Below are 25,539 nucleotides of genomic sequence, written 5' to 3' on the forward strand. Positions count from 1 at the left end.
AGGGGCGCCCGGCTAGGGGCGCCCGGCTAGAAGCGCGCCGCTAACGGCGCCCGGCAACGGGCATTCGGCCTTCGTGCCGTTCGCTACGCGTTCGCGCAGCCGCCCGGTTTGAGCACGCGCTGCGTCGACGCCGGATATTTCTCGAGCAGGGCGGCGGGCCGCCTCGGGCGCGCGACCAATTCGCCGCTGCAGTTCGGGCAGCGGCCTTTCAGGACGGTGTCGGCGCAGGTCGCGCAAAACGTGCATTCGAACGTACAGATGCGGGCATCCACCGAATCGGGCGGTAGATTCTTGTCGCAGCATTCGCAGCCGGGGCGCAGTTCGAGCATCGCGGTTTCCTTGGTCGGGACGGTCGGGGCCTGCGCCGCCGGGCGGCGCAGCTGCACGCTACTGTACGCGCGTGGCGCGGCGCGGCCAATGGCGGCCCAGGGCGAGTTCACGCCGCTGGCGCCTGTGCACGGCGGCGATCGTACTCGGTCTTGTCGACCGGCTCTGCATCGCGGCGGCCCAGCTCGCTCATCGCGATGCGATAGGTTTCGCGGGCGCTGAGCGCGGCCAGCGCGGCGATCACGGTGATGCCGAACGCGATCGCGCCGACGGTCAGCCAGATGTGCGTCGCGCCGGGCGGCGCGACGGCCGTAAACAGCGCCGGCAGCATCGCGGTGATCGCGGTGCCGACGTTCTGCGCGATCGCCATCGCCGAGACGCGCGTGCGCGTCGGAAACAGCTCGGGGTAGAAGCTCGGGAAGACCGCGTTGTAGCCCTGGTAGACCACGCCCCACATCAGCAGCGACATCGCGAAAGCGAGCGGGACGCTCTGGATGCTGATCGCATAGAGATAAGCGAATGCGAGCAGCCCCGAGAGCAGCGCGCCGAACACGATCGGCGGCTTGCGCCCGATCCGGTCGGACAAACTGCCGACGTACGGAATCACCAGCACCGCGACGATGTTGCCCGCGACGGGAATCCAGAGGTAGACGTCCTTCGCGAATCCGATGCCGTAGGCCGGCTGCACCGCATAGGCCGCGCCGAAGATCGTCGCGACGACCGGAATCACGTTCATCAGCGACATGCAGACCACACGCAGCATATCGGCCCAGTGGAACCTGAATGCCTCGACGACGGGCGAGCGCGCGCGCGTCTGCCGTGCTTCCTCGCCCGTGAAGGCGGGCGTCTCCGTCACGTTGCGGCGGATCGCCCAGCCCGCGAAGATCACCACGACGCTCAGCAGGAACGGAATGCGCCAGCCCCAGCTGTTGAACTGCTCGGCCGGCATGTAGTGCGCGAGCGGCAGGAACACGGCCGCCGCAAGCACCTGGCCGGCCTGCACGCCCTGCAGCGTGAAGCTCGAAAAGAAGCCGCGCCGGCCGAACGGCGCGTGTTCGAGGATCATCGAGCTTGCGCCGGAGATTTCGCCGGCCACGGCAAAGCCCTGAATCAGCCGCAGGATCACGAGCAGGACCGGCGCCAGCAGGCCGATCTGATCGTAGGTCGGCAGCAGGCCGACGCCGATCGTCGCAAAGCCCATCAGGAACATGCACGAGAGCAGCACCGTCTTGCGACCGTGCGTGTCGCCGAGGTGGCCGAGCACGAATGCGCCGATCGGCCGCGCGACATAGCCGACGCCGTAGGTCGCGAGCGACGCGACGATCGCGGTGGTCGGATCGCCTTTCGGAAAGAAGATCTGCGGGAAGATCAGCGCTGCCGCCGTCGCGTAGATGAAGAAGTCGTAGTACTCGAGCGCCGAGCCGATCCAGCCGCTCGCGGCGGCCTTCTTCGGCTGGTGTCCGGGTTGGGGTTCGCGGGCCGCGCGTGCGGTCATGGCTATCTCCGGTTTCGTTGAGGTTCTCTGCACGAATCGACGCATCGATCGCGCTCATTACAAATTGAAAGGTTAGAGGTGGCGAGGCGGGCGCGACAAGCGCAGGCGGCGGGCGCGCGTTCGATCATCGCGCGTACGCGTTCGATGATCGGACGCTTCGAGGGTTTGTCCGGGCAGGCAGTTTGCGGGGATGCGCCGCTTCGCCGATGCCGCGGTCGGCCGATTGACGATGCGTGCGGGCGATGCGCATCATGGTGCGCAACCTATGACGGCACCGCCGAGGTGTGCCGAACCCACCGGGAGACGACCATGCTGTATCACGGAAGCTGTCACTGCGGCGACGTGAAGTTCGACGTCGAGGGCGACCTGCAGGGCGTGATGGCCTGCAACTGCTCGATCTGTCGGCGCAAGGGCGCGCTGATGTGGTTCGTGCCGCGCGACCGGATGACACTCGTCACGCCCGACGAACACCTCGCCACGTATACGTTCAACAAGCACGTGATCCGTCATCGCTTCTGCAAGCGCTGCGGCATTCATCCGTTCGGCGAGGGCGTCCATCCGAACGGCACCGCGATGGCCGCGATCAACGTGCGCTGTCTCGACGACGTCGACCTCGACGCACTGCCGGTCACGCATTTCGACGGCCGCTCGCACTGAGCGGCGCGCCGTCCGACGCGACGCTCACGACGGCTGCGTCGCGCCTCCGTTCTGCGCGGGCAGCTCCGCCTGCGGCGCCGGCCCGGCGGTGCGCACGCCGGCGTTGGCCGGGCGCTCGATCAGCGGCGCGAGCGCCGGTGCCATCGACTTCAGCAACTGCACGGCCATCGCGCTCGTGAAGTCGTAGCGTGCCGCATACGGTTCGTGAGCGGTCGCGGTCAGCACGCCGAAGAACCGGTCGCCGATCACGAATACGAACGTGCCGCTGCGATTCACCTTGCGCGATTCGATCAGCCGCGCACCGCGCGCATACACGTTGAAGCGCTGGTCGCCCGTACCGGTCTTGCCGTACACCGGCAGCGTCTTGCCGTCGGGCAACGTGAGCCCGCCCGCGAGACGCCGCGCGGTGCCGTTCAGCACGACGTCGCGCAGCAGCGTGCGTGCGACGTTGACGATTTCCGGCGACAGCACCGGCTGCGGCTGCGCGGGCGCGCGCACGAAGCGCGTTTCGTACGGCGTGCCCTTCGCGAAGTCCAGGCGCGTGATCGTTTCCGTCGGCGCCTTGTCGCCGCCGTTCGCGATCAGGCCGATCAGTTTCGCGAGCGCGTCCGGTTGATCGCCCGATGCGCCGATCGCCGCCGCGTACGACGGCGTGACCTCGGCAAACGGATAGCCGAGTGCACGCCAGGCCTTCGTGATCGCGCCGTAGGCGCGCAGTTCGACCATGCGACGGATGCGGCGGTCCTGCGTGGCGTGATAGCGCGTCTTGTACAGCCACGAATACGTATAGAAGCGCGCGTCGCGGCTGTCGCGCAGCACGTCGTCGAGCGGCGCATCCGGATGTACGCGCAGATAGTTGAGCGTCCATAGTGCGAGCGGATGCACACTCGCGATATAGCCGCGATCGTTCAGATTGAAGCGATCGATCGCGTACTTCGCATACAGCGCCGCAAGATCGTCGTCGGACAGCGCCGCCGCCGGCGTGCCCTTCAGTTGCTTGCGCATTTGCGCCTCGAACCACGCGAGCGATTCGTTCGGCGCGACGCTGCGCAGCACGGTCGCGATCTTCGGCGGCGACTTGCGGACGTCCTGCAGCATCAGCGCGAGCGCGTCGTCGGGCGATTTGCCGGCATAGCGCGTGTAGTAGCGCTTCACGTACACCTTGCTTTCGCCGTCGACGAACTGCTGCAGATACTGCTTGCGCTGTTCCGGATCGCCGAGCCACGACGACGACGGGCCGGCCGTCTGCACCATTTCATAGTGGACGATGTCGCGCATCAGCCGCACGAACACGAGGTTCACCGAATGCTCGAACGCGGTATGCAGCGTCATGATGCGGCCGTTGTCGGACTTCTCGAAGTTCGAGAAGACCTGCGCGCCGCCGCCCGTATAGAACACGTCGGGGCTCGCCGAATACTTGCGTTCGACCGCCGCGTCGAGCATCGCCTGCAGCGAGCGGTCGCGCGTATGCGACAAGTAGTCGAGCGCCCAGCGCGAGAGTCCGTCGATCGGATCGGGCTTCACGCGCGCGAGCTCGGCATTCGACAGATGCCCGTAGCGCGCATGCAGATCGGCCACGATCTGCAGATAGGTGATCAGCGTGCGCAGCTTCGCGGTCGAGCCGAGGTTGATGCGGCCGCCGCGATTGACGTCGAACGGCTGGTTGACGCTGTCGGTCTGCACCCGCAGCAGGTTGGCGCCGTTGCGATGTTCGTACAGCGTGAAGCTGTACGTGAGGTGCGACGGGTCGTCCTTCGGCGCGAGCATCTCGAAGCCGTACAGGCCGGCCGCCTGTGCGCCGTCGCGCGTCGACGCCTGCGCGAGCCGCTCGGCGACCGCGCGCTGCACGCCGTTGTCGAGCGTGCTCGTCGCTTCGAGGTCGAGCTGGTCGAGCTGATAGAGATCGCTAATCCCGAGTGCCGCGAGCAGCGATGCGCGCGCCGACGTGATCGCCTTGCGCGACACGAACGACTGCACGCGGGCCGCAGCCGGCGGCGCACTGAGCTCGATGTGCGCGGCGAGCGCCGCATCGCGCAGCGCCGGCGAGATCACGCCGCCGTTCGCGAGCAGCCGCAGATAACTGTCGGTCAGCCGCTGCAGCGCCGGATAGCCGCGATTCAGGAAGTACGACGGCGCGCGCTGCGCGATGATCAGCGACAGCACTTGGCGGAACGTCTCGCCTTGTTCGTCGATGTTGTCGCCGGTCGTCGGCGCGGACAGGATGCGGTTCACCTCGTTGAAGTCGCGGCCGTACCACGCGGCGAGCCCGTCGCCGATGCCGGTGATTTCGCCGATATGCGGCCGCGCGGCGAGCGGCACCGAATTCAGATAGCGCACGACGATCGTGCGGCGCGCGAGCATCGTCTGCGGGCCGTCCAGATACGCGCGGATCGACGCGGATGCGATCTGCCGCAGCTTCTCCGGCGGCGTCGCGGTACGGCCGTCCGGCGAATGACGGAACTTCTCGATCTGCGTCGCGAGCGTGCTGCCGCCCGGGCGCGCCTGATGATGGTTGACCACGTGCAGCGCCTGATCGGCGAGCGCACGGCTGAAGCGTCCCCAGTCGATCGCCGGATTGCGGTTCGGTTCGTTTGCGTCGAGCAGATAGCGGTCTTCGATGAACAGCAGCGAGTCGACGACGACGCGCGGCACCGTATCGAAATCCGCGTAGACGCGCTGCGGCGACACCGACGCGAACAGCGGCGAGCCGGTCGAATCGAACAGCATCAGGCCCGTCTGATCCTTCTCGGCGTACGGGAGAAACAGCCCGTGCTCGGCGAGCGACATCATGCGCGCGGAGTCGCGCGCCTGCTTGCCGACGACGAAGCCGCGTGCGAGCAGCCGTTGCTGGAACTCGGGGATCAGCGCATAGCCGAGACGCCGGTCGTACGGGCCGTTCGCGGGAAAGCTGATGTGGTCGCTCGCGCCGGCCTCGACCGTGTAGCCGATGTCGCGCGTCAGCTCGGACAGGTAATGCGCCTGCAATCGCGACGTTTCGATTTCCGTCTGCACGACGCGTGCAACGATCGCGACCGCGATCAGCAACGCGGCCAACAGTGACCACTTGACCCACGTCCAGACCGATGCGGCTCCGGTCACGCGCGGCAGGATGCGATTCAGCGGCCGATTCATGGCGGCATCTCCCTGAGGGCGCGGGCTCCGGCCGCCACCCATTATCGATTAGTGTAGTCCGCAAAGGCGGTCTGCCAAGAGCGGTCATCTACGGAGATGCGCCGACGCAACGCGCATTCCCGCGGCTGCGTCGGGCGGCGCGGCGGCATGCGATGTACGGCGGTCGGACGGGAATTCGTGCCGGATCTGCGGCGCTTGTCGGCGGGCGCGGCAGGCTTTTTGAAAGCAGTCGCGGCGAGCGGGCGGCGCGCACGGATCGCACGCGTGCGACGCGTCGTGCGAGATCGGCGGGCAGATACCGATTGCATCCGCGCGCGCCCGGTGGACAGGCCGCGCGAGGCGCGGCGCAGCGGCTTCGTCGCCGAACGCGCGGCTGCGTACGGCGTATTCGGGCGCCGCGTGCGTGCCCTTCATCGATCGCTGCGGATATGTAATCCGCGCTCAGCGCTGCCTTCCTTTTCAATGACGAGAATGCGCGCTTCGCCGAGCGGATGCGCGACGTGCTCGGTGCCGGCCGACGCGTGGAATACGTCGCCTGCCTCGAGTATCGCCGTGCGTTCGACGCCCGCTTCGCCATAACGCATCTCGACGCGGCCGTCGAGCACGGCGAACACTTCGTCGCCGTCGTTCACGTGCCATCGATATGGTTGGTCCGTCCAGTGCAGGCGGACGGTGATCCCGTCCAGATTCGCGATGTCGAGCGCGCCCCACGCGCGGTCTGCCGTGAATGCTTTGCTGCGGATGATCTGCATGGTCCTGATGTCCGTCGACGCGATGAGCGGCGGCAGCCGGGACGGCCGCGCGCCGTGTGGTGTCGGGTGCGGCGTGCGCTCAGCGCGCCATGGCCGCGAGCGCACGATCGATCGTTTGCGCGCGGTTGTCGAACCCGGCGGCCGTGCGCGCGTTCACGCGCGCGACGACCGATGCCGGTGCGGTGTCCGGCGAGCCGGCGTCGAACGGCGGCGCGGGCGCGTATTCGAGCTGCAGCTGGATCGCCTGCGCTTCTTCGTCGCCGACCAGTTCCGCGGCAATCGTCAGCGCGAAGTCGATACCGGCCGTGACGCCGCCGCCGGTGATCAGGTTGCCGTCGCGCACGACGCGTTCGCGCACGGGCACCGCGCCGAGCCGTTCGAGCAGCGTGTGAAAGCGCCAGTGCGTGGTCGCACGGCGGTCGCGCAGCAGGCCTGCGACACCGAGCAGCAGTGCACCGGTGCACACCGACGTCACGTAACGCGCATTCGCTGCGCGCTGCTGCACGAACGCGATCGTTTCCGCATCGAGCAGCAACGCGTTGATGCCGCTGCCGCCCGGAATGCAGATCACGTCGAGCGGCGGACAGTCGGCGAACGTGTGCGTCGGCGTCAGCGCGAGCCCGCTGCTCGACGCGACCGGTTCGCGCGATTTCCACACGAGATGCACGGCGGCGTCGGGCAGCGACGCGAGCACGTCGTGCGGGCCGGTGAGATCGAGCTGCTGGACGCCGGGAAAGACGAGAAAACCGATATGCAGGGTCATGCCGGGACTCCGTGAAGAGAAGGGCCACGCCGCGGCGCGGGATGGACAGAGCGATTCTAGGCGCGTAGTGTTTGGCGAAATTGCCATATCGCCCACGTTTTCCGCCAATCGCCATGTCGTCGCCGCGCCCGATCCTGATCCTCGCGTTTCCGCGCGCGCAATTGCTCGACGTATCGGGGCCGTTGCAGGTGTTCGCATCCGTCAACGAACTCGCACTCGAGCGCGGACGGCCGGCGCCCTATGTGCCGCGCATCGTCGCCGCCGACGCGGGGCCGGTCGAGACGTCGTCGGGCGTCGCGGTGGTTGCCGACTCGCTGCGCTCGGCCGCGCGCGGCATCGATACGCTGATCGTCGCCGGCGGCAAGGGCGTGCATGCTGCGTCGCGGGACGCGCGGCTCGTGCGTTGGGTGCGTCGGCAGGCGGACCGCGCACGACGCGTCGCATCGGTCTGCACCGGCGCATTCCTGCTCGCCGAAGCGGGGCTGCTCGACGGGCGTCGCGCCGTCACGCACTGGACGCGTTGCGACGAGCTTGCCGCGCGCTATCCGAACGTGCGCGTCGAAGCCGATCCGATCTTTATCCGCGAAGGCGCGCTGTGGACGTCGGCCGGCGTGACGGCCGGCATCGATCTTGCGCTGGCGCTCGTCGAAGAGGATCTCGGCCGCGCGGTGGCGCTCGACGTCGCGCGCGAGCTCGTCGTGTTCCTGAAGCGCCCCGGCGGCCAGGCGCAATTCAGCGCGATGTTGTCGATGCAGCGCACCGACGACCGGTTCGGCGAACTGCATGCATGGATCGCCGAACATCTGAGCGCCGATCTGTCGGTGCCGGCGCTTGCCGAGCGCGCGCGGATGAGCGAGCGCAGCTTCGTGCGCCACTATCGCGCGAGCACCGGCCGCACGCCGGCGCGCGCGGTCGAGCAGATCCGCGTCGAGGCGGCGCAGCGCCTGCTCGGCGAGACCGGCTGGCCGGTCAAGCGGATCGCCGCGCGCTGCGGGTTCGGGTCCGAGGAGACGCTCAGGCGCAGCTTCGTGCGCGTGCTCGGCGTGTCGCCGCAGGAATATCGCGAGCGGTTCGTGCGCTGAGCCGACGCGCGGCATCGAGCCGACGAAAATCGGCGGCGCGATGTGCGAAAGCGGCGCGACTATTCAGGAGAGGAGAACAATGGGGTGGGGCTTGTGCCGCGCCGTCCGGCGGCTCTATCCTGTCCCGTTGGCGATTCGAAGGGGAACGGCATGGACCGGATCCAGGCAATGGAAGTTTTCACGCGCGTGGTCGATGCGAACAGCTTCACGCGCGCCGCGGAGACGCTCGCGATGCCGCGCGCGTCGGTCACGACGATCATCCAGAATCTCGAGGCGCTGCTCGGCGTGCGCCTGATGCACCGTACGACGCGGCGGCTGTCGCTGACGCCGGAGGGCGCCGCGTACTACGAGCACTGCGTGAAGATTCTGTCGGAAATCGCGGAAGCGGACGCGAGTTTCCAGAAGGGCAAGCCGACCGGCGTGCTGCGCGTTCACATGCCGAGTTCGCTCGGACGGCGGCTCGTGATTCCGTCGCTGTCGCTGTTCCGGCAGCGCTATCCGGACATCACGCTCGATCTCGGGCTGTCCGATCGGCCGGTCGATCCGGTCGAGGAGGGGATCGACTGCATGATTCGCGTGGGGCCGCTCGAGGATTCGTCGATGGTCGCGCGCCGGATCGGGATGCTCAGACGCGTGACGTGCGCCGCGCCCGACTATCTGGCCCGTCACGGCGAGCCGCGCGAGATCGCCGATCTCGCCGGGCACTACGCCGTGAACTTCCGTGCGACGCAGGGCGGGCGCGCGGTGCCGTGGGTGTTCCTGATCGACGGCAAGCCGGTCGAGGTGCGGATGAATGCGAGCGTCACGGTCAACGATTCGGATGCGTACGTGAACTGCGGGCTGGAAGGGTTCGGGATGATTCAGCCGACGCTGTTCATGGTGGTGTCGAATCTGCTCGACGGGTCGCTGGTCGAGGTGCTGCCGGACTGCAATCCGAAGCCGAAGCCGATTTCGATCATGTATCCGCACAACCGGCATCTGTCGGCGAAGGTGCGCGTGTTCGCGGACTGGATCGCGGAGGTGTTCGAGTCGACGCCGGCGCTTGAAGGCGGCGAGAACTGGCGGCGGAATGTGCGGGGGAAGGTTGAGGGTGAGGCGGTGGGGTCGGTGGCGGCTTGAGTCGAACGGTGGCGGGTGTGTTGTCGGGCAGGGAGGGCGCGGCGGTGCGCTGGGCGGGCGATGCAATGGAAAAAGCCGCTGAACCTTTCGGAACAGCGGCTTTTCGCATTTGGTGGCGAATCAGGGACTCGAACCCCGGACCTGCGGATTATGATTCCGTCGCTCTAACCGACTGAGCTAATTCGCCGAAGATTTGAATTATGTAGATCGCCCGCCCCGCTGTCAACACCTTTTTTCATCCGGGCCGAAAAAAGTCGCCGGGCAGCCGCACCACGGGTGCACAAGGCGGGCAAATGGGGCGCCGGCCGATCCCGCCGGCACGGCGCCGTCCCCGTGCCTGACCGTCAATCCTGCGCGTAGATGTTCGAGTCCTTCGTCTCCTTGACGAACAGCAGCCCGATCACGAACGTAACCAGCGCGATCACGATCGGATACCACAGCCCCGAATAGATGTCGCCCTTCGCCGCGACGATCGCGAACGCGGTCGCCGGCAGGAACCCGCCGAACCAGCCGTTGCCGATGTGATAGGGCAGCGACATCGACGTATAGCGGATCCGCGTCGGGAACATCTCGACCAGCATCGCCGCGATCGGCCCGTAGACCATCGTCACGTAGATCACGAGGATCGTCAGGATCACGATCGTCATCGGCCAGTTCAGCTGCGCCGGATCGGCCTTCGCCGGATAGCCGGCCGCCTTCAGCGTCGACGCGAGCGTCTTGTCGAACGCCGCACCCTGCGCCTTCGCATCGGCCGCCTTGCCGTCATAGGCCGGGATCACCGTGTCGCCCACCTTGATCTGCGCGGTCGTGCCGGCCGGTGCCGCGACGTTCTCGTAGTTCAGACCGGCCTTCGCCAGCGCGCTCTTCGCGATGTCACACGAGTTCGTGAACTTCGACGTGCCGACCGGGTTGAACTGGAACGAGCACGCCGCCGGATCGGCGACGACCGAGATCGGCGCCTTCTGCGTCGCGATCTCGAGCTGCGGGTTCGCGTAGTGCGTCAGCGCCTTGAACAGCGGGAAGTAGGTGAGCGCAGCAATCAGGCAGCCGGCGAGGATGATCGGCTTGCGACCGATCTTGTCCGACAGCGAACCGAAGAACAGGAAGAACGGCGTGCCGATCAGCAGCGCGATCGCGATCAGGATGTTCGCGCTCGCCCCGTCGACCTTCAGCGTCTGCGTCAGGAAGAACAGCGCGTAGAACTGGCCCGTGTACCACACGACGGCCTGGCCGGCCGTCAGGCCGACGAGCGCGAGAATCACGATCTTCAGGTTCTTCCACTGGCCGAACGCTTCGGTCAGCGGCGCCTTCGACGTCTTGCCTTCCGACTTGATGCGCAGGAACACCGGCGATTCGTTCAGCTGCATCCGGATCCAGACCGACACCGCGAGCAGCAGGATCGACGCGACGAACGGCACGCGCCAGCCCCATGCGCCGAACGCCTCTTCACCGATGAACGTGCGCACGCCGAGGATCACGAGCAGCGACAGGAACAGGCCGAGCGTCGCGGTCGTCTGGATCCAAGCGGTGTAGAAGCCGCGGCGATTCGCCGGCGCATGTTCGGCGACGTAGGTCGCCGCGCCGCCGTACTCGCCGCCGAGCGCGAGGCCCTGCAGCAGCCGCATCGCGATGAAGATCACCGGCGCGGCGATGCCGATCGACGCGTAGCCGGGCAGGAAGCCGACCACGAATGTCGAGACGCCCATGATCACGATCGTCACGAGGAACGTGTGCTTGCGGCCGACGAGGTCGCCGAGCCGGCCGAACACGAGTGCGCCGAACGGCCGCACCGCGAAGCCGGCCGCGAAGCCGAGCAGCGTGAAGATGAAGGCCGCGGTCGGATTGACGCCGGAGAAGAAGCTCTTGCTGATGTAGGCCGCGAGCGACCCGGCCAGGTAGAAGTCGTACCACTCGAACACCGTACCGAGCGACGACGCGAAGATCACCTTCTTCTCTTCGGCCGTCATCGGCGAGTGTGCAATTTGCCCGCCTAACGTTGCCATGAATCGTCTCCAAGTCTCTTGATATAGATGTGCGGCCGCCTTGGATGGGCGGGCCTGTCGACGATTATTGGCACGGAAACTTACGGCGCACTGACTGGCGCGCGCAAAGCGACTGCACGTTAACCCGCGCCGAATCGCGCGCTTTGCACGCCCATCGTGTCGCGAACGGACGGTAAAGCGCCGATTCCGACGTCGCGGCGGCGGCGCGTTCGGCCGCGCCTCAGGGTTAATCCGGGGCGACCGACAGCGGCAGGCTGACGCGCACGAGCGTGCCGGCAAGGCGCGGCGCCGTCTGGTACACGTGGTCGTCGATCGTCAGCGTGCCGCCGTGCTGCGTGGCGATCTCGCGCACGATCGCGAGCCCGAGCCCGCTGCCGTCGCCTTCGCGGCCGAGGATCCGGTAGAAGCGCTCGACGACGCGGCCGCGCTCGGCGGCCGGAATGCCGGGCCCCGTATCCTCGACTTCGAGATGCGCGAGCCGCGCGGTGCGGTCGGCGTGCACGCGCACGGTGATGCGCCCGCCTTCCGGCGTGTAGCGGATCGCGTTGTCGATCAGGTTGCCGAGCATTTCGCGCAGCATCACCGGATTGCCGTCGACGTCGATCGGCGCGTCGTCGGGCGGGCCTTCGTAGCCGAGATCCATCCGTTTCGCGAGTGCGGCCTGCACCCAGTCGCGCACCGCACGCCGCGCGAGCGCCGCGATCTCGACAGGCTCGAACATCAGCCCGCTCGCCCGGTTCTCCGCGCGCGCGAGCGCGAGCAGCTGCGTGACGAGCCGCGCGGCCTGCTCGGAACTCGTCGCGATCTGCTCGAGCGAGCGCTGCACGTCGGGCGGCACCGCGTGACGCAGCGCGAATTCGGCCTGCGTGCGCAGGCCGGCGAGCGGCGTCTTCATCTGATGCGCGGCATCGGCGATGAAGCGCTTCTGCAGCGCCATGCTCTGCTCGAGCCGCGCGAGCAGGTCGTTGAACGACGTGACGAGCGGCTCGATCTCGGGCGGCGCGCGTTGCGCCTCGACGGGCGACAGATCGTCGGGACGCCGCGCGCGGATGTGCGCCTGCAGCGCGTTGAGCGGCGCGAGCCCGCGCGACAGGCCGAACCACACGAGCAGGATCGCGAGCGGCAGGATCACGAACTGCGGCAGGATCACGCCCTTGATGATGTCGTTGGCGAGCGCGTTGCGCTTGTCGAGCGTCTCGCCGACCTGCACGAGCACCGGCTGCGTGCCGCTCGCGTCGGGCAGCGAGACGGTCGTGTAGGCGACGCGCACGTCGTTGCCGCGCAGCAGATCGTCGCGGAACACGACGACGCCCGGCGGCGGGCGATCCTCGTCGCGCGGCAGCGGCATGTCGGCTTCGCCGGCGACCAGCTCGCCGCGCGTGCCGAGCACCTGGAAATACACGCTGTCGATGTTGTCCGCGCGCAGGAAGTCGCGCGTCTGCTGCGGCAGCGTCAGCTCGGCGACGCCGTTGACCGGATGAATCTGCCGTGCGAGCACGTACGCGTTGGTTTCGAGCGCGCGATCGAACGGCCCGTTCGCGATCGTCTTCGCGACGAGGTAGGTGACCGCGATGCTCATCGGCCACAGCAGCAGCAGCGGCGCGAGCATCCAGTCGAGGATTTCGCCGAACAGCGAGCGCGGACGCGCGGCTTCGGGCGTTTCGGTTTCGTCGGGCGGGGCGAACGGATTCGCGTAGCGCGCGTCGCGCGCCGCATCGGCGGCCGACGACGGCTCGCCGGTCGGATGGCGGGAAGGGGCCGGCGTGGCCATCGCGGCGACGGCCGGGCGTCAGCGCAGCGGCGTGCCGGCTGTCGCGGGCTTCGGCGAAGCCGGATCGGCCGCGGCGGGCTGTGGCGCGGGCGCGTCGGCGGGCGCGGCCGGCACGACCTTCTCGAGACAGTAGCCGAGGCCGCGCACGGTGGCGATCCGCACGCCGCTCGGCTCGATCTTCTTGCGCAGCCGGTGCACGTACACTTCGATCGCGTTGTTGCTGACTTCCTCGCCCCATTCGCACAGATGGTCGACGAGCTGCTCCTTCGACACGAGGCGCCCGATCCGCTGCAGCAGCACTTCGAGCAGCCCGAGTTCGCGCGCGGACAAATCGAGCACGCGGTCGTTCGCATAGGCGATCCGGCCGACCTGGTCGAACGCGAGCGAGCCGTGCCGCACGACGGTCGGGCCGCCGCCGGCGCCGCGTCGCGTCAGCGCGCGCACGCGCGCCTCGAGCTCGTTCAGCGCGAACGGCTTGGCCATGTAGTCGTCGGCGCCGAGATCGAGCCCTTTCACGCGCTCGTCGACGCTGTCGGCGGCGGTCAGGATCAGGACCGGGAGATTGGAATTGCGCGCGCGCAGGCGCTTCAGCACTTCGAGCCCGGACATTTTGGGCAGGCCGAGATCGAGGATCAGCAGGTCGAAAGTCTGCATCGACAGCGCGGTATCGGCCTCGACGCCGCTCTTCACGTGGTCGACCGCATAGCCCGATTGGCGGAGTGACCGGGTGAGGCCGTCCGCGAGTATGCTGTCGTCTTCGGCGATGAGAATTCGCATGGTGCGTGACCGGTGACCGGCAGCGCGTTGGCGCCGGCACGGCTGTCTCCGAATATTCGTGTACAACGCAGCCTGATTGCGGGCTTGCACAAAACACTGTTTTTTTATACAGTGTCTGCATTCGTGGGCAGCGCTTGAAAGCGGGCGCGCCTGTTACAGACGCTGCTCATCATAGCAAAGGACGATTCATGGAAGAAAGCAAGAAGGGCTCCGGGATGACCGCCGAGAAGAGCAAGGCGCTGGCTGCCGCACTCGCGCAGATCGAGAAGCAGTTCGGCAAAGGGTCGATCATGCGCATGGGCGACGGCGAGGCGGCCGAGGACATCCAGGTCGTGTCCACGGGCTCGCTCGGGCTCGACATCGCACTGGGCGTCGGCGGCCTGCCGCGCGGCCGCGTGGTCGAGATCTACGGGCCGGAATCGTCCGGCAAGACCACGCTCACGCTGCAGGTCATCGCCGAGCTGCAGAAGCTGGGCGGTACCGCAGCGTTCATCGACGCCGAGCACGCGCTCGACGTCCAGTACGCGGCGAAGCTCGGCGTCAACGTGCCGGATCTGCTGATCTCGCAGCCGGACACCGGCGAGCAGGCGCTCGAAATCACCGACGCGCTGGTGCGCTCGGGCTCGATCGACATGATCGTCATCGACTCGGTCGCGGCGCTCGTGCCGAAGGCCGAAATCGAAGGCGAGATGGGCGATTCGCTGCCGGGCCTGCAGGCGCGCCTGATGTCGCAGGCACTGCGCAAGCTGACGGGCACGATCAAGCGCACGAACTGCCTCGTGATCTTCATCAACCAGATCCGCATGAAGATCGGCGTGATGTTCGGCAACCCGGAAACCACGACGGGCGGCAACGCGCTGAAGTTCTATTCGTCGGTGCGTCTCGACATCCGCCGGATCGGCTCGATCAAGAAGAACGACGAAGTGATCGGCAACGAAACGCGCGTGAAGGTCGTCAAGAACAAGGTGTCGCCGCCGTTCCGCGAAGCGATCTTCGACATCCTGTACGGCGAGGGCATTTCGCGTCAGGGCGAGATCATCGATCTCGGCGTGCAGGCGAAGATCGTCGACAAGGCGGGCGCCTGGTACAGCTACAACGGCGAGAAGATCGGTCAGGGCAAGGACAACGCGCGTGAATTCCTGCGCGAGAATCCGGAAATCGCGCGCGAGATCGAGAACCGCATTCGTGAATCGCTCGGCGTTGCCGCCATGCCGGATGGCGCGGGCCACGACGAAGCCGAGGCGATGGACGAAGAAGAGTGATGGTCGGGCGCCGAGGCAAGCCTGCCGAGCCGGACGAGCGCGATACGCCGGAAGCGGCGCGCGCCGGCCGGCCAGCCGAATCCTCGGGCGCCGGCCGGCGGCTGCCGGGCAGTCATGCTGCCGCAAGCCGCACCGCGACGAGGGCATCCGACGATGCCCTCGTTTCGTTTGAGATCGCCGCACCGGACGATCCGTTCGACGACGACGAATCGTTCGATGCGCACGATCGTTCCCGCCGGCGCGTGTCCGGCCTCGGCCTTCCGCGCGATCGCGCAGCCGGCGGCACGGCATCGGCCGCGGAAGACGTCTATACACGCAGCAGTCAGCATCCGCGCCGCACGCGCCGCGCGGGCGGTGCCGCATCCGGCGACGCCGGAGACAGCAGCGAGCGCAAGTCGTCGAAGCCGCCGCGCTCGCTGAAGGGGCGCGCACTCGGCTATCTCTCGCGGCGCGAATACAGTCGTGCCGAACTCGCACGCAAGCTCGCGCCGTACGCGGCCGAGGACGAATCGGTCGAGCCCGTGCTCGACGCGCTCGAAAAGGACGGCTGGCTGTCCGACGCGCGCTTTGCGGAGAGTCTCGTGCATCGCCGTGCGTCGCGTGTCGGCGTGGCGCGCATCGTCAGCGAACTGAAGCGGCACGCGATCGGCGACGCGCTCGTCGACGAGCTCAACGCGCAGCTGCGCGAGACCGAATGGGCGCGCGCGCAGGCGGTCTGGCGCAAGAAATTCGGTGCACTGCCGCAAACGCCGGCCGAGCGCGCGAAGCAGGCGCGCTTTCTGGCCGCGCGCGGCTTCTCGAGCGCGACCATCGTGAAGTTGCTGAAAGTCGGCGACGATTTTCCGGTCGACGATTGACGCAGCCGAGCGCGCGCGTGGCGCGCGATTTTGCTGCAATGCGATCGTTCCCGGACAGGCGGGAATACCCGCCGTTGCGGCGGCCTGTCTCAAATACCCAGTATGCTAAAATCCACGGGTTTTCCTCTTCGGCCTCAACCTCCAGCATGCCGCTATCCGAGCCCGTGCCCCGTCAGTTGCGACATCGACGCGCAATCCGAGCGGACGCCTACGAGCGCGGCGACGGCTTGTGGGATATCGAAGCCTGCCTGACCGATCACAAGCCGCGCGACGTCGCGCTTGCATCGGGCATTCGGCCTCAGGGCCTGCCGATCCACGAACTCTGGCTGCGCGTGACCATCGATCGTGACCTCAACGTCGTCGACGCCGAAGCGTCGTCGGAATGGGTGCCATATCCGGGTCACTGTCAATCCGCTCCTCCCGCCTACCGGGCCCTGATCGGGCTCAACCTCTTCCGCAATTTCCGTCGCGACGCGAACCGGCTCCTGTCGGGCACCGCGGGCTGCTCGCACCTCACCGAACTGTGCGCCGTGCTGCCGACGGCGGCGATCCAGGCGTTCGCCGGTGACGTATGGAACGTGCGCGAGGCGGGCGGCGAAGGGCCGGAGCACGACGACGCGCACGACGAACCGCCTTTTCAGCTCGGCCGCTGCCGTGCGCTGCGGTTCGACGGCGAGGTCGTGCGGCAGTACTACCCGCGGTGGTACGGCGCGAGCCGGCCGGAGTCGGGCGGCACGAAGGAATGAACGGAAATCATTCAAAGAAGCGTCTTAAGCGACTTTTCATCCAACTCTCAGACTGAAGGGAATCACGCATGAAGATTCACGAGTACCAGGGTAAGGAAATCCTGCGGAAATTCGGAGTCGCGGTACCGCGCGGCAAGCCGGCGTTCTCGGTGGACGAGGCCGTCAAGGTGGCGGAAGAGCTCGGTGGCCCGGTGTGGGTCGTCAAGGCTCAGATTCACGCGGGTGGCCGCGGCAAGGGCGGCGGCGTGAAGGTCGCGAAGTCGCTCGAGCAGGTGCGCGAATACGCGAACCAGATCCTCGGCATGCAGCTGGTCACGCACCAGACGGGCCCGGAAGGCCAGAAGGTGAACCGCCTGCTGATCGAAGAAGGCGCCGACATCAAGCAGGAACTGTATGTCAGCCTCGTCGTCGACCGCATCTCGCAGAAGATCGTGCTGATGGGTTCGAGCGAAGGCGGCATGGACATCGAAGAAGTCGCCGAAAAGCATCCGGAACTGATCCATAAGGTCATCGTCGAGCCCTCGACGGGCCTGCTCGACGCGCAGGCAGACGACCTCGCCACGAAGATCGGCGTGCCGGCTGCTTCGATTCCGCAAGCACGCGCGATCCTGCAAGGCCTGTACAAGGCATTCTGGGAAACCGACGCATCGCTGGCTGAAATCAACCCGCTGAACGTTTCCGGCGACGGCAAGGTCATCGCACTCGACGCGAAGTTCAACTTCGACTCGAACGCGCTGTTCCGCCACCCGGAAATCGTCGCGTACCGCGATCTGGACGAAGAAGATCCGGCTGAAATCGAAGCGTCGAAGTTCGACCTCGCGTACATCTCGCTCGACGGCAACATCGGCTGCCTCGTAAACGGCGCGGGCCTCGCGATGGCGACGATGGACACGATCAAGCTGTTCGGCGGCGAACCGGCGAACTTCCTGGACGTCGGCGGTGGTGCGACGACCGAGAAGGTCACGGAAGCGTTCAAGCTGATGCTGAAGAACCCGGGTCTGAAGGCGATCCTCGTGAACATCTTCGGCGGCATCATGCGCTGCGACGTGATCGCGGAAGGCGTGATCGCCGGTTCGAAGGCCGTGAACCTGAACGTGCCGCTCGTCGTGCGCATGAAGGGCACGAACGAGGACCTGGGCAAGAAGATGCTGGCCGATTCCGGCCTGCCGATCATCTCGGCGGACAGCATGGAAGAGGCTGCGCAGAAGGTGGTCGCGGCTGCCGCAGGCAAGTAACGCTATCGAATACGCATGGCGGCGCGCTTCGCACGCGACGCCAATCGAACAGAGGTCAAAATACATGTCGATTCTGATCAACAAGGACACGAAGGTCATCACGCAGGGCATCACCGGCAAGACCGGTCAGTTCCACACGCGCGCCTGCCGTGAGTATGCAAACGGCCGCGAAGCATTCGTCGCGGGCGTGAACCCGAAGAAGGCCGGCGAAGATTTCGAAGGCATTCCGATCTACGCGAGCGTCAAGGAAGCGAAGGAAGAAACCGGCGCGACCGTGTCGGTCATCTACGTTCCGCCGGCAGGCGCTGCTGCTGCGATCTGGGAAGCGGTCGAAGCCGATCTCGATCTCGCGATCTGCATCACGGAAGGCATCCCCGTGCGCGACATGATCGAAGTGAAGGACCGCATGCGTCGCGAAGGCCGCAAGACGCTGCTGCTCGGGCCGAACTGCCCGGGCACGATCACGCCGGACGAGCTGAAGATCGGCATCATGCCGGGTCACATCCACCGCAAGGGCCGCATCGGCGTCGTGTCGCGTTCGGGCACGCTCACGTATGAAGCCGTGGCGCAGCTCACCGCGCTCGGCCTCGGCCAGTCGTCGGCAGTCGGTATCGGCGGCGACCCGATCAACGGTCTGAAGCACATCGACGTCATGAAGATGTTCAACGACGATCCGGATACGGATGCGGTCGTGATGATCGGCGAAATCGGCGGTCCGGACGAAGCGAACGCCGCGCAGTGGATCAAGGACAACATGAAGAAGCCGGTCGTCGGCTTCATCGCGGGCGTCACGGCGCCTCCGGGCAAGCGCATGGGCCACGCCGGCGCGCTGATCTCGGGCGGTGCGGATACGGCCGAAGCGAAGCTCGAAATCATGGAAGCCTGCGGCATCAAGGTCACGCGCAACCCGTCGGAAATGGGCCGCCTGCTGAAGGCAGCGCTGTAATTTCCGCGACGTGCGTCGTACAGAAAACGCCGGCCTAGCCGGCGTTTTTTGTTATCCTCGCGCAATCCGTTTGTAATCTCCGGGTACGTGCGATGCGCGTGCCGGTCTCCATTCTGGCCGCCCCGTCGGACGGCCAAGTCCTGCGAAACACATCGCCATGGTCGAATTTCTCACGTCGCTGCACTGGGGCGCGGTGCTCCAGATCGTCATCATCGACATCCTGCTTGGCGGCGACAACGCCGTCGTCATCGCGCTCGCATGCCGCAACCTGCCGGACAATCAGCGCTTGCGCGGCGTCGTGTGGGGCACGGCCGGCGCGATCCTGCTGCGCGTCGCGCTGATCGTGTTCGCGGTCGTGCTGCTCGACGTGCCGTTCCTGAAGCTCGGCGGCGGGCTGCTGCTGCTGTGGATCGGCATCAAGCTGATGGCGCCGGCGCCCGACGCGCACGACGACATCAAGCCCGCCAGCCGGTTGTGGGATGCCGTGAAGACGATCGTGATCGCCGACGCGGTGATGAGCCTCGACAACGTGATCGCGATCGCCGGCGCGGCCGAGCAGGCCGACCCGTCGCACCGGATCGCGCTCGTGATCTTCGGGCTCGTCGTCAGCGTGCCGATCATCGTCTGGGGCAGCACGCTGGTGCTGAAGCTGCTCGACGGTTTCCCGATCGTCGTCGCGTTCGGTGCAGGCCTGCTCGGCTGGATTGCCGGCGGGCTGATCGTGCACGACCCGGTCGGCGATCGCTGGCCGGTGCTCGACACGCCGGCCGCGGTCTACGGCGCGAGCATTGCCGGTGCGCTGCTCGTCGTCGCTGCGGGCTACGCGCTGCGCAGGCGGCGCAGCGTGACGCGCGCGCACTGACGCGACGTTGGCCGTCCGGCCGAGTGCCGGCCTCGCGGCCCGCTGGCTACGATCGAAACGCCTGCCGAACCGGCAGGCGTTTTTCGTTTCCGGAGCCCGTCATGTTCGAAGCCTTTTCCGTTTCCCTGTTCCGCCGTATGGCCGCCGATCTGCGGCGCGCGCGGCGGCCGGCCCCGCTGCGTGCGTGGCGCGCCGGTTTCACGCTGATCGAGCTGATGATCGTGCTGGCGATCGTCGGCGTCGTCGCCGCGTATGCGATCCCCGCGTACCAGGACTATCTCGCGCGCTCGCGTGTGGGCGAAGGGCTCGCGCTCGCGTCGTCCGCGCGGCTCGCGGTTGCCGACAATGCCGCGAGCGGCACGGGGCTCGACGGCGGCTATAGTGCGCCGGCCGCGACGCGCAACGTCGAATCGATCCGCATCGACGCGGAGACAGGCCAGATCACCGTGGCGTATACCGCGCGCGTCGCCGCGGCGGGCGCCAATACGCTGGTGCTCGTGCCGTCGGCGCCCGACAAGCCCGATACGCCGACGGGGCGCGTGCCGTTGAAGAAAGGCGAGATGCAGGCCGGCGCGATCGCATGGGAATGCTTTGCCGCAGGCAAGGATGCGTCATCGCTGCCGGCGCCGGGGGCCGGCCCGCTGCCCGGTACGGCCGCGACGTTGCCGGCCAAATATGCGCCGGCCGAATGCCGCGCGTAGCGCCGCGGCGGGGCAGGGCACGCGCAGCGCGCGGCTGCGCGTGCATCGCGTGCCGCGCGACGGTCCCGCACAGAGGGGGGAAAGTTTTGTATAGTGCGCCGGTTGCTGACATCCGGTTCGCTCATGCCTTCTACCTTTACCCGTTCGTTGCCGCTCATTGCACTGGCTGTCGCGCTGATCGTGCCGTATGCGATCACCACCCACACGTATCCGATTCCGACCTTCTATTCGGAATTTTCCGCGCTCGTGCTGTATCTGCTGCTCGGCCTGTCGGTCGTGCTGCTGGTGCGCGCGCAGCGCGCGGCCGAACCGTTTGCCGCACCGGCCGCGTTCGTCGCGCCGATCGGCTTCGCGCTCGTGCTGATCGCGCAGCTCGTGCTGCTGCCGCTGAAGGTGCCGTCGATGAACGGGCTCGCGCTCGGTTATCTCGCGGCCGCGCTGGTTGCGATGCAGGCCGGCTACGCGCTCGCGCGCGACGGGCTCGGCGACGCGGTCGCGCGGATGATGGCGGGTGCACTGCTGATCGGCGGCGTGTTCGCGGTCGCGTGTCAGGTCGTGCAGCTGTTTCATCTGGAGTCGGCGGTGTCGCCGTTCGTCGTGATGTACAACATCGCGGTCGACCGGCGCCCTTACGGCAACATGGCGCAGGCGAACCATCTGGCGACCTACATCGCATTCGCGATGGCCGGTGCGCTGTATCTCGTGCAGACGCGCAGGCTCGCGGTGTGGGCCTGGCTCGCGCTGTCGGTCGTGCTGTCGGCTGGGCTCGCGCTGACGGTGTCGCGCGGTCCGTGGCTGCAGGTCGCGGTGATGGTCGTCGCGGGTTTCTGGATGGCGTGGGTCGAATCGCGCCGCACGCGCGGCGCCGCGCGCGCGTGGCTGCTGCCCGTCGTGCTCGTGGTCGCGTTCGTTGCCGTGAACGTCGCGGTGCGTTGGGCCAACGTCCACTATCAGCTGAATCTCGCCGAATCGGCGGCCGAGCGGATGCGCGACGCCGGGCAGATCGCGCCGCGCCTCGCGCTGTGGAAGTACGGGCTCGCGATGTTCCGCGAGCATCCGCTGCTCGGCGTCGGCTGGGGCGAGTTCCCGTCGCACCAGTTTGCGCTGGCGCGCGCGCTTGGCGGCGTCGAGATCGCGAACAACTCGCACGACATCTTCATCGACCTGCTCGCGAAGTCCGGCCTCATCGGCCTCGGTGTGCTGGCCGTCGCGCTCGTGATGTGGTTTGTGCGGGCGGTGCGCGCACCGCAGTCGAGCTCGCGCGTGTTCGGCTTTGCGCTGATCGGCATCCTGCTGATGCACGCGCTCGTCGAGTATCCGCAGCAATACATGTTCTTCCTGCTGCCCGCGATGTTCGTGATCGGGCTGCTCGACGTGAAGCCGTTGCGCGTGCTGCCTGCGCGCGCGGCGTTTGCGCTGTTCGCGGTGCTGTCGTTCGCCGGGCTGCTCGCGACGATTCCCGTGCTGCGCGACTATCAGCGCGCCGAGGTGCTGTATTACGGCAGCAGTCCGGCCGCGCAGTATCGCGATGCGCCGTCGCTGCTGTTCCACGCGTGGGGCGATTACGGCGCGGCCACGCTGCTCACGATCTCGCCGGACGATCTGCCGGCGAAGCTCGCCGCGCACGAGCGCGCGATCGCGCTGCTGCCGGGCGAGACGGTGCTGCGCCGCTATGCGGTGCTGCAGGCGCTCGACGGGCGGGAAGCCGATGCGCTCGATACCGTCGCGCGGCTGCAGGTGTTCGCGAAGGAGCTGAAGGACTGGCCGGCGCAACTCGCGTTGCTCTACAAGCTGTGCGACGAGCATCCGTCGTTGAAGGCGTTCAAGGCGGCGATCGTCGCGAAATACGGCGAAGTGCCGTCCGATGCGGACGACGAGTCTGACGACGAGGACGATACGGAGTAAGAGACGCGGCGCAGCGGCCGACAAGCGGGATGCGCACCGCCCGGTTCAGGCGATACGGCGATGGTCGGGCGAGCGCACTGCGCGGGCGCGATTCTCGAGACGCGCGGCGATTGCTTTGCGCATCGCACGGAGTCGCACAACGACGCCGGGCAAGTGGCGGCACGGTGCCGGATAAGCGGAATTCGCGCCGCTCGATACGGGCGATACAGCGGCGATCGTGCGGCAGCGCGGCACACGCGATTCCGCGCCGCGCGGCGATTGCTTCCCGGATCGCACGGAGTCGCGCCAAATCGGGCGCGATTCGCGTCAACCATTGTCAAATCGCTGCCATGCGCGCGACGGCGCGTGCACAATGCGCGAAAGCCTTCCGATGCGCGCTCGCGCACGTCGACGCAACGTTTCGGGCTCGAGGGCGCTCGACGTCGCGTCGGCTGGGTACGCAGCGGGATCGCGGCCGATCGTTCGAGAGGCCGCGCGGCCGTCACGGGGCGCCGGTCCGACGGCCGCGGCCAGCCGAGCGCGTGCGGGGAGCGATGCCGCCGTCACGCGGCGTTCGTCCGGAACAGACCTGAACAACGATATTCGACCATGGCTATTCGCTCGACCTACCTGATCCTGCCTGCCGTCGCGATGCTGTTTTCCGGCTGCGCGATGCTGTCGTCGTCGCAGGAAAGCAAGCTGACGTGCCATATTCCGCGTGCCGTCTATCCGGATACCGCCAAGCCACTCACGCGCCCGGCGACCGTGCTCGTGCGCGCGTTGATGACGGCGTCCGGCGAGGCGCAGAACGTGACGGTGACGACGAGCAGCCGCAACGCCGCGGCCGACCGGGCGGCCGTCGAGGCGATGGCGCGCGCAACGTGCACGCAGACCGGCGCCGCCGCGAACCCCTTCCTGCTGACGCAGCCGTTCGTGTTCGAGCCGCAGCGCGGCCAGTGACGCGGAGCGGGGCGCTGTCGAACTGAAGCGATTCGAATCGCAGATCGCCGACGCGTGCGTCGAATCGACTATCGCGTCCGCCCGTCAAACGCCGACGGCGCCGCGATGGAACGATGGATCACGCCTGCGCCTTCCAATCGCCCGACTTACCGCCGCGCTTCTCGGTGACACTGACATCGCCGATCACCATCCCGCGATCGACGGCCTTGCACATGTCGTAGACGGTCAGCAGCCCGACTTGCACCGCGGTCAGCGCTTCCATCTCGACGCCCGTGCGGCCGAGCGTTTCCACCTGCGCGATGCAATGCACGCCCGGCAGCGCGTCGTCGAGTTCGAAATCGACGGCGACGCGCGTCAGCGCGAGCGGATGACAGAGCGGAATCAGATCCGCGGTGCGCTTTGCGCCCTGGATCGCGGCGATACGCGCCACGCCGAGCACGTCGCCTTTCTTCGCCTTGCCGTCGCGGATCAACTCGAAGGTGGCCGGCAGCATCCGGATCGTGCCGCGCGCGACCGCGATCCGCTGCGTTTCCTGCTTGCCGCCGACGTCCACCATGTGCGCGTGGCCGGCGGCATCGAAATGGGTGAGTCCAGACATGTGATGCTCCTGTCGATCGTCGTCCGCACGCGGACGTGTGTCGATCCTGATGCGTTGCGCTCGACCGGTATGCGGGACGCGGCCGCCGCTCGGCGTTCCGGCGCGCATGCACGGCGGAGCGCCTGCGGCAGCGCGCGCCGCGATCTCGCGCAGGGTTTCAACGGGCGCCTATCATAGCAGCGGCGTTCGCGCCGGCGCGCGTGCAGATCGCGCGTGCGCGGCGCAGGACAGTCGCGTTCGCGCCGGTACAATGGCCACGATATTCAGATCAGACCAAACGCCGCGATGCGCGCCCGGCGCGCGGGCGGCGTCGCTCCATCCTGCCATGCGTGTCAAACAGTTGCTTGCCGTGTCGTTGTCGGCTGCGCTCGCGCTGCCGGCGAACAGCTTCGCGCAGCGTACGACGCCGGCGCCGCTCGAATCGGTCAACGCCGCTTCGCCGTCGATCTCGACCGTGCCGCCGGGCATCGCGACCGGGGTGTTCGGCACGTACGGCGGCGCGGAGAGCCGTTTTTCGGGCGCAACGGGCATCGCCGACGATGCGTCGGCACCCGCGGCAAGCCTGCGCGCGCCGCTTCGGGCGTTCGAGTTGCCCGATCTCGGCGACGGATCCGGCGGCGCGCTGACGCCGCAGGCCGAGCGCAAGCTCGGCGAGCGCGTGATGCGCGACGTGCGGCGCGACCCCGACTATCTCGACGACTGGCTCGTCCGCGACTACCTGAACGCGGTGGCGAAACGTCTGGCGGCCGCGGCTTCCGCGCGGTACATCGGCGGCTATGCGCCGGACTTCGACCTGTTCGCCGTGCGCGATCCGCAGATCAACGCGTTCTCGATGCCGGGCGGCTTCATCGGCATCAACAGCGGGCTCGTCGTCGCGACGCAGACGGAATCGGAGCTCGCGTCGGTGATCGGTCACGAGATGGGGCACGTGCTGCAGCGGCACATCGCGCGCATGATCGGCGCGAACGAGAAAACCGGCTACACGGCGCTCGCGACGATGCTGCTCGGCGTGCTGGCCGGCGTGCTCGCGCGCAGCGGCGATCTCGGCAGCGCGATCGCGATGGGCGGACAGGCATTCGCGGTCGACAATCAGCTGCGCTTTTCGCGGACGGCCGAGCGCGAAGCCGACCGCGTCGGCTTCCAGCTGCTGGCGGGCGCCGGTTACGACCCGTACGGGATGCCGGGGTTCTTCGAACGGCTCGAACGTGCGTCGATGGGCGACGCCGGCGTACCGGCCTACGCGCGGACGCACCCGCTGACGGTCGAGCGGATCGCCGACATGGACGATCGCGCGCGGCGCGCGCCGTACCGTCAGCCGCGTCAGTCGCCGGAATACGGTTTCGTGCGCGCGCGGCTGCGGATCCTGCAGAACCGTGCGCCGAACGATATCGCGGCCGAAGCGCGGCGGATGCAGCTCGAGATCGACGATCGCACCGCGCCGAACGTCGCGGCGAACGCGTACGGCATCGCGCTGGCGAACGCGCTGCTCGGACAGTACGACGCGGCGGACCGCGCGCTCGCCACCGCGCGCGCAGCGTTCGATGCGCGCGAGCGCCGCGACGGCGATCCGGCCACGGGCTCGCCGAGCCTCGACGTGCTGGCCGCCGACA

22 protein-coding genes and 1 tRNA gene are annotated in these 25,539 nt (G+C 67.6%); 13 read left to right on the forward strand and 10 right to left on the reverse strand.

Going from position 1 to position 25,539, the window contains the following annotated elements; translation table 11 throughout:
- Positions 1–83: 83 nt before the first annotated feature.
- Together HMPREF3115_RS15975 and HMPREF3115_RS15980 are read right to left on the reverse strand one after the other, a co-directional pair.
- A complete protein-coding gene (locus HMPREF3115_RS15975; RefSeq protein WP_070555084.1) occupies positions 84–329 on the reverse strand; it encodes a DUF1272 domain-containing protein in 246 nt (81 codons plus the stop codon).
- A gap of 107 nt (positions 330–436) precedes the next feature.
- Positions 437–1,822, reverse strand: coding sequence for an MFS transporter (locus HMPREF3115_RS15980; protein WP_053296862.1), 1,386 nt, complete (start codon positions 1,820–1,822; stop codon positions 437–439).
- A gap of 309 nt (positions 1,823–2,131) precedes the next feature.
- Here HMPREF3115_RS15980 and HMPREF3115_RS15985 point away from each other — a divergent pair, with 309 nt between their 5' ends.
- Positions 2,132–2,479 (forward strand): GFA family protein, encoded by a 348-nt coding sequence (locus tag HMPREF3115_RS15985; RefSeq protein ID WP_006406519.1) that lies wholly within the window; start codon positions 2,132–2,134, stop codon positions 2,477–2,479.
- A 24-nt stretch (positions 2,480–2,503) separates the two neighbouring features.
- Here the strand turns inward: HMPREF3115_RS15985 and HMPREF3115_RS15990 are convergent, their stop codons facing one another.
- The 3 genes from HMPREF3115_RS15990 to HMPREF3115_RS16005 form a co-directional block, all read right to left on the reverse strand.
- Positions 2,504–5,611 carry a transglycosylase domain-containing protein gene (locus HMPREF3115_RS15990; RefSeq protein WP_070555069.1) on the reverse strand — a complete coding sequence of 1,036 codons (3,108 nt, stop codon included), beginning with the start codon at positions 5,609–5,611 and terminating at the stop codon, positions 2,504–2,506.
- Between the two features lie 410 nt (positions 5,612–6,021).
- Positions 6,022–6,363 (reverse strand): cupin domain-containing protein, encoded by a 342-nt coding sequence (locus tag HMPREF3115_RS16000; protein WP_070555074.1) that lies wholly within the window; start codon positions 6,361–6,363, stop codon positions 6,022–6,024.
- 79 nt (positions 6,364–6,442) lie between these two features.
- Positions 6,443–7,126, reverse strand: coding sequence for a DJ-1/PfpI family protein (locus HMPREF3115_RS16005; RefSeq protein WP_070555075.1), 684 nt, complete (start codon positions 7,124–7,126; stop codon positions 6,443–6,445).
- A gap of 113 nt (positions 7,127–7,239) precedes the next feature.
- On the opposite strand from HMPREF3115_RS16005, the gene HMPREF3115_RS16010 reads away from it, so the two are divergent.
- A complete protein-coding gene (locus HMPREF3115_RS16010) occupies positions 7,240–8,208 on the forward strand; it encodes a GlxA family transcriptional regulator (protein ID WP_053296868.1) in 969 nt (322 codons plus the stop codon).
- 150 nt (positions 8,209–8,358) lie between these two features.
- On the forward strand, positions 8,359–9,327 hold the full coding sequence (locus HMPREF3115_RS16015; protein ID WP_059937311.1) for a LysR family transcriptional regulator: 969 nt from the start codon (positions 8,359–8,361) through the stop codon (positions 9,325–9,327).
- Positions 9,328–9,437: 110 nt separating this feature from the next.
- On the opposite strand, the gene HMPREF3115_RS16020 is transcribed toward HMPREF3115_RS16015, so the two are convergent.
- The 4 genes from HMPREF3115_RS16020 to HMPREF3115_RS16035 form a co-directional block, all read right to left on the reverse strand.
- Positions 9,438–9,514 (reverse strand) — tRNA-Met (locus HMPREF3115_RS16020).
- A gap of 157 nt (positions 9,515–9,671) precedes the next feature.
- Positions 9,672–11,330 carry an MFS transporter gene (locus tag HMPREF3115_RS16025; protein ID WP_035488914.1) on the reverse strand — a complete coding sequence of 553 codons (1,659 nt, stop codon included), beginning with the start codon at positions 11,328–11,330 and terminating at the stop codon, positions 9,672–9,674.
- A 226-nt stretch (positions 11,331–11,556) separates the two neighbouring features.
- Positions 11,557–13,101 carry a sensor histidine kinase gene (locus tag HMPREF3115_RS16030; protein WP_070555077.1) on the reverse strand — a complete coding sequence of 515 codons (1,545 nt, stop codon included), beginning with the start codon at positions 13,099–13,101 and terminating at the stop codon, positions 11,557–11,559.
- Between the two features lie 18 nt (positions 13,102–13,119).
- Positions 13,120–13,878, reverse strand: a complete 759-nt coding sequence (locus HMPREF3115_RS16035; protein WP_053296872.1) for a response regulator transcription factor — start codon at positions 13,876–13,878, stop codon at positions 13,120–13,122.
- Between the two features lie 188 nt (positions 13,879–14,066).
- Between HMPREF3115_RS16035 and recA the strand changes: the two genes are divergently transcribed.
- The 9 genes from recA (at position 14,067) to HMPREF3115_RS16080 (ending at position 23,331) form a co-directional block, all read left to right on the forward strand.
- Positions 14,067–15,140 (forward strand): recombinase RecA, encoded by a 1,074-nt coding sequence (recA, locus tag HMPREF3115_RS16040; RefSeq protein ID WP_006398386.1) that lies wholly within the window; start codon positions 14,067–14,069, stop codon positions 15,138–15,140.
- Entirely contained in the window at positions 15,140–15,997 is an 858-nt protein-coding gene (recX, locus tag HMPREF3115_RS16045; RefSeq protein WP_006406509.1) for a recombination regulator RecX, read from the forward strand. The genes recA and recX overlap by 1 nt, the downstream gene beginning before the upstream one ends.
- Positions 15,998–16,143: 146 nt before the next feature.
- On the forward strand, positions 16,144–16,743 hold the full coding sequence (locus HMPREF3115_RS16050; RefSeq protein WP_035488916.1) for a DUF2889 domain-containing protein: 600 nt from the start codon (positions 16,144–16,146) through the stop codon (positions 16,741–16,743).
- Positions 16,744–16,811: 68 nt separating this feature from the next.
- Positions 16,812–17,978 carry an ADP-forming succinate--CoA ligase subunit beta gene (gene sucC, locus HMPREF3115_RS16055; RefSeq protein WP_006406507.1) on the forward strand — a complete coding sequence of 389 codons (1,167 nt, stop codon included), beginning with the start codon at positions 16,812–16,814 and terminating at the stop codon, positions 17,976–17,978.
- Between the two features lie 64 nt (positions 17,979–18,042).
- Complete coding sequence (sucD, locus tag HMPREF3115_RS16060) at positions 18,043–18,924, forward strand: succinate--CoA ligase subunit alpha (RefSeq protein ID WP_006398391.1); 882 nt, start codon at positions 18,043–18,045, stop codon at positions 18,922–18,924.
- A gap of 157 nt (positions 18,925–19,081) precedes the next feature.
- Entirely contained in the window at positions 19,082–19,786 is a 705-nt protein-coding gene (locus HMPREF3115_RS16065) for a TerC family protein (RefSeq protein WP_070555079.1), read from the forward strand.
- Positions 19,787–19,887: 101 nt separating this feature from the next.
- Positions 19,888–20,487 (forward strand): pilin, encoded by a 600-nt coding sequence (locus tag HMPREF3115_RS16070; protein ID WP_006411816.1) that lies wholly within the window; start codon positions 19,888–19,890, stop codon positions 20,485–20,487.
- Positions 20,488–20,610: 123 nt separating this feature from the next.
- Positions 20,611–22,392, forward strand: coding sequence for a PglL family O-oligosaccharyltransferase (locus HMPREF3115_RS16075; protein ID WP_070555081.1), 1,782 nt, complete (start codon positions 20,611–20,613; stop codon positions 22,390–22,392).
- A gap of 588 nt (positions 22,393–22,980) precedes the next feature.
- Positions 22,981–23,331, forward strand: a complete 351-nt coding sequence (locus HMPREF3115_RS16080) for a TonB family protein (RefSeq protein ID WP_006406502.1) — start codon at positions 22,981–22,983, stop codon at positions 23,329–23,331.
- A 118-nt stretch (positions 23,332–23,449) separates the two neighbouring features.
- Here the strand turns inward: HMPREF3115_RS16080 and moaC are convergent, their stop codons facing one another.
- A complete protein-coding gene (moaC, locus tag HMPREF3115_RS16085) occupies positions 23,450–23,929 on the reverse strand; it encodes a cyclic pyranopterin monophosphate synthase MoaC (protein ID WP_059937384.1) in 480 nt (159 codons plus the stop codon).
- Positions 23,930–24,254: 325 nt separating this feature from the next.
- Here moaC and HMPREF3115_RS16090 point away from each other — a divergent pair.
- Positions 24,255–25,539: M48 family metalloprotease (locus HMPREF3115_RS16090; protein WP_070555083.1), on the forward strand; the 1,285-nt coding region annotated here is incomplete at its 3' end.

It is taken from the genome of Burkholderia sp. HMSC10F09 (assembly GCF_001806955.1).
GTDB lineage: Bacteria > Pseudomonadota > Gammaproteobacteria > Burkholderiales > Burkholderiaceae > Burkholderia > Burkholderia multivorans.